The organism is Pseudoalteromonas sp. S558 (assembly GCF_005886635.1).
Classification (GTDB): Bacteria; Pseudomonadota; Gammaproteobacteria; order Enterobacterales; family Alteromonadaceae; genus Pseudoalteromonas; species Pseudoalteromonas aliena.
In genome coordinates this window covers 1-4,276 of the sequence record NZ_PNDU01000518.1, presented here as the reverse complement: position 1 = coordinate 4,276, position 4,276 = coordinate 1, and the positions used below count along the sequence as shown (strand labels likewise).

The following is a 4,276-nucleotide window of genomic DNA, read 5'->3' as shown; positions in this document are numbered from 1 at the left end:
GGGGCGATTTAATCGCGGCGCCAGATTCGTAACCTAGTGGGCTCGGTATAAACTGAGTAAAGCTTCCGCGTTCTACTCACTGGCCCTAATTATGTTACTAGGTTGCAGCAAGCTATGGACTTGAAATAACAGTAAACGCCCCGATATATCAATCATGCAACAAGATGTAGATAACATGAAACTAAATCCACGAGATCAGCAAATTTTTTCAGCTGTTATGAATATGTACTGTAATGGTGAGGGGTTACCCGTGCCATCAACAAAAATTGCCAAACTTAAAGGCATGGCTGTGTGTTCGGCTACGGTACGTAACGCTATGGCTCGTTTAGAAAAAGTGGGCTTACTATATTCGCCTCATACATCCGCAGGCAGAGTGCCTACAAATGAAGGGTTTGACTATTGGTTTGATGAGTTTTTTACCCTTGGCGACATTGCTAATTATTGGCAACCAGAGCAAGCCCAGCTTGTTGAACTTGCCCATGGGTTAAGCCAAAAATATCAAGTGTGTTGTTGTGTTGGCTTACCACAAGCAAGTTCGCAGCAAGTATTTAGAGTAGAAGTGCTTGATTTTGATTCAACCGATTGGCTAATTTTATTAATAGACAGAGCAGGGCAGAGCCACAATATTTGTATTGATAAACCTCACGATTCATCAGACTCTGTTCGTTTTCAATTTGCAACATGGCTAAACACTGTATTTAGCCAACAAACCTTAATGGAAGGCTTGTATCGTATGCAAGCTATGGCCAATACGGCTCCCCGTAATTGTCATGATTCACTTAATCAATGGACACGCCAGCTAAGTCAAAAGCTAGGTTCAGATAACAGCATAGTCGTAGGTGAAAACTACCTTTATAAGCAAATTGATTGCGAACAAAGCTTAAATGTTGGCGTTTCATTTTTAAATTATGTTGAAGATAAGCTGGCTTTTAAAAACGGCTTATCGGTACTTAATAGCGAAAAGCTCCCGTTTACTGAGTGTGATGAATTAATTACTATTAGTGTGCCGTACTTTCAAAATCAAGAGTATCAAAGTCGTTTTTGTGTAATTTGTCCGAAATCAGCGCAAATTGAGGAAATAATCCAAGAATTTAAATTAATTGAGACATCTAACTCTTGAATCTTTTTATTCAATCCCCATAATTACCGCAATTGTAAAGAATTGGAGCACGTATTTTATGTCTGAGCAGACACAAAACCCTGAACAAGAAGTAGAATTAAACGAAGAAATTTCAAAAATGCAGGCTGATGTAGAAGCAGCAGTAGAAGCCGCTGAGCAACATGCAGATCAAGAGCAAAGCCCTGAAGCTGAAATTGCAATGCTGTATGCAGAGCTTGAAGCCGCTAAGCAAACAATCGCTGATCAAAAAGATGGTGTTGTTCGTGCAGCCGCTGACGTAGATAATATTCGTCGTCGTGCAGCACAAGATGTAGAAAAAGCGCATAAATTTGCACTAGAAAAATTTGCTAACGAATTACTACCTGTAATTGACAACCTTGAACGTGCTATAGAATTTTCTGATAAAGAAAACGACACGTTAAAGCCGTTGCTTGAAGGTATTGATATGACAGTTAAGAGCTTTAATGACGCTGTATCTAAATTTGGTGTTGAAATTGTAAACCCACAAGGTGAGCAGTTTAATCCAGATTTTCATCAAGCAATGTCTATTCAGCCAAGTAATGATGTAACACCAAATACAGTGCTAGCTGTTATGCAAAAAGGTTACACATTAAATGGTCGTTTATTACGCCCTGCGATGGTTATGGTTTCTAAAGCGGCTGATGCTTAATTTAGTCCTTTAATAAGTTTAAAAAATGCCTTATAACGAGGCATTTTTTTTGTCTTTTAAATAGTGGAACCACTGCACCAGAACCGTTAAAACGACTGCGCTGAACATCAGGCTCGAAAAAGGCACAGCACTTTTTGCATGCATAATGGCCAGTAGTGGGCCAACTAGGGCACCACTACCAAAGCGCAGAGTGCCAATAACCGCTGTAGCCGTCCCTGTATTTTTCTCAAACTTCATTAAAATTAGTGAGTCGGCATTACTTGCCGTGATACCTAAACTCATCATTAGCGGTGCAATGCTTGCCACAATGTAATAAAGCGGCATGTGCAGTAAGCTAAATGTTAACAACGCACCACCTGAAAGTAATCCACATATTAGGCCGTAATAGAGCATTTTACGCGAGCCAATACGCGGCACTATACGCGTGTTTAAAAAGTTACCAAACATAAGCGCCATTACGTTAAAAGCAAAAAATACTCCAAATAATTGCTCCGAGACTTTAAATAAATCAAGGTATACAAAAGGCACTGAAGTTAAAAAGCAAAAAAAGCCGAACGATACAAACATAGAGCTTAAAATATCTGCACGAGCTTCTTTATTACTTAATATTATTTTGTAACTATCGAAAAAAAGCGCTAAGCCTTTTTTTTCATTTGTGTGGATTGGAATATCGATTAAATACACTTGTACAAAGGCTAAAATAATAAAGCTATATGCAGCTAGCACTAAAAAAATAGTCGACCACAAAGAAAACCCTAAAATTAATGAGCCGATTGAAGGCGCAAGTAATGGCGCTATCATCATGATCATAGACACATAAGACATGCCCTTAGCCGTATTTTTTTGATAAATATGCCTAATAATGCCAGGCACAACCACTGTGGCGGCTGCACCTGTGAATGCTTGTACAGCTCTTAGTATCCAAAAAGCGTGTATTTCGGTGGTAAATGCGAGTGCAAGTGAGCTTGCACCAAATAACGTTAAACCTATTTTAGCAAGTTTACGACGACCAATTTGATCGGCTATAGGTCCAAAAAAGAGCATACCTAATGAATAACCTGCTAAATAGATACTTAGAGAGATTTGCACATTTGGCATGCTTGTTTGTAAATCGTTTGCAATGACCAACATTGCTGGTAAGTACATATCAATAGCCAGCGGGGTAATTGCTACAATACTGGCTAACAAAGGCAATAAAATACGGGTATTAAAAGACGAGACCGAGGCGTCCATGTATAAACTCAATCATTACTAAAACAAGGCTTATAGTGTAACAGGGCATTGTATTTGGATAAACTTAGTTTGCCTGCTAAGTTTATCATTTCATCGTATATTGTCAGTATTCATGTGTTGTTATTGCTTATTTTTGGGCAAGAACATTCAACACGGTCATGATTTATTAAAAGCCAAATGCACCCTAATGCAGCCACTCGCAAAGCAAATATTTAAAACTGGCACTGCGTTTGCTATTCTACAAGTAATAAAAAATAATGAGTTGAGAACATACAATGAAAAAATTAGTACTTGCCGTACTCGCCACGGCGGTTTTAGCTGGCTGTAAAACATCACCGACAGGGCGCACACAAATAGCACTTTACTCAGATCAACAGATGAGCGAAATGGGCACTGCGAGTTTTGCTGATATGAAAAAAAATCAGCCAATCAATAAAGATTCAAAAACAAATGCTTATGTAAATTGTATTGCTGAAAAAGTAGTCGCCGTATTACCTAAAGAATATGCATCTCAAAATTGGGAAGTGGTTGTATTTGAAGACGAGTCAGCCAATGCGTTTGCATTACCTGGCGGTTACATTGGCGTGCACACAGGCCTATTAAAAATAGCCACGAATCAAGATCAATTAGCAACCGTGCTCGGACACGAAGTAGGTCACGTTATTGCTGAGCATTCAAATGAACGGGTCTCACAAAGTTCTATTTTACAAACCGGTATGCAGCTTGGTAGTGCAGCACTTGAAATGGGTAACATACAATACCGTAATGAAATTATGCAAGGTTTAGGCTTAGGTGCGCAGTACGGTGTTGTTTTACCGTTTAGTCGCTCTCATGAATCAGAAGCTGATGAAATTGGTTTAGATTTAATGGCACAAGCAGGTTTTAACCCTCAGGAGTCAGTAACACTGTGGCAAAACATGGGAAAAGCAGGCAGTGGTGCAACACCTGAGTTTTTATCAACTCACCCAGCACCAAGTAACCGTATTAAAAACTTACAAGCGCAAATGAGTAAAGCACTTAGCGAGCAAAGTACAGCTAAAAAACAGGGTAAAAACCCGCAATGTAAGCTGTAATATAAAACGGTCAAAAAAGCCCTGAATACAATAACATTCAGGGCTTTCTATATGAGTTTAATTAACCTGAACTCTGGTTAAGAGGCTTTCTAACGTATTGAATAATGGTGATATTTAAATTTATTTTCTCTAGCCAGAGTTTTTCAGTTATAACAAGGCTTATTTACGCGTCAAAAGCTG

At 38.9% G+C, this 4,276-nt stretch carries 4 protein-coding genes; 3 read left to right on the top strand and 1 reads right to left on the bottom strand.

The annotated features are described in order from the left end of the window. Positions 1 to 154 precede the first annotated feature (154 nt). Together CWB66_RS21200 and grpE are read left to right on the top strand one after the other, a co-directional pair. Entirely contained in the window at positions 155 to 1,120 is a 966-nt protein-coding gene (locus CWB66_RS21200; RefSeq protein ID WP_077538194.1) for an HrcA family transcriptional regulator, read from the top strand. A gap of 58 nt (positions 1,121 to 1,178) precedes the next feature. After that, positions 1,179 to 1,790 (top strand): nucleotide exchange factor GrpE, encoded by a 612-nt coding sequence (grpE, locus tag CWB66_RS21195; protein WP_077538193.1) that lies wholly within the window; start codon positions 1,179 to 1,181, stop codon positions 1,788 to 1,790. A 30-nt stretch (positions 1,791 to 1,820) separates the two neighbouring features. Here the strand turns inward: grpE and CWB66_RS21190 are convergent, their stop codons facing one another. Next, on the bottom strand, positions 1,821 to 3,023 hold the full coding sequence (locus CWB66_RS21190) for a Bcr/CflA family efflux MFS transporter (protein WP_138586981.1): 1,203 nt from the start codon (positions 3,021 to 3,023) through the stop codon (positions 1,821 to 1,823). A gap of 275 nt (positions 3,024 to 3,298) precedes the next feature. Between CWB66_RS21190 and CWB66_RS21185 the strand changes: the two genes are divergently transcribed. Then, positions 3,299 to 4,096, top strand: a complete 798-nt coding sequence (locus CWB66_RS21185; RefSeq protein WP_138586980.1) for a M48 family metallopeptidase — start codon at positions 3,299 to 3,301, stop codon at positions 4,094 to 4,096. Positions 4,097 to 4,276 lie beyond the last annotated feature (180 nt).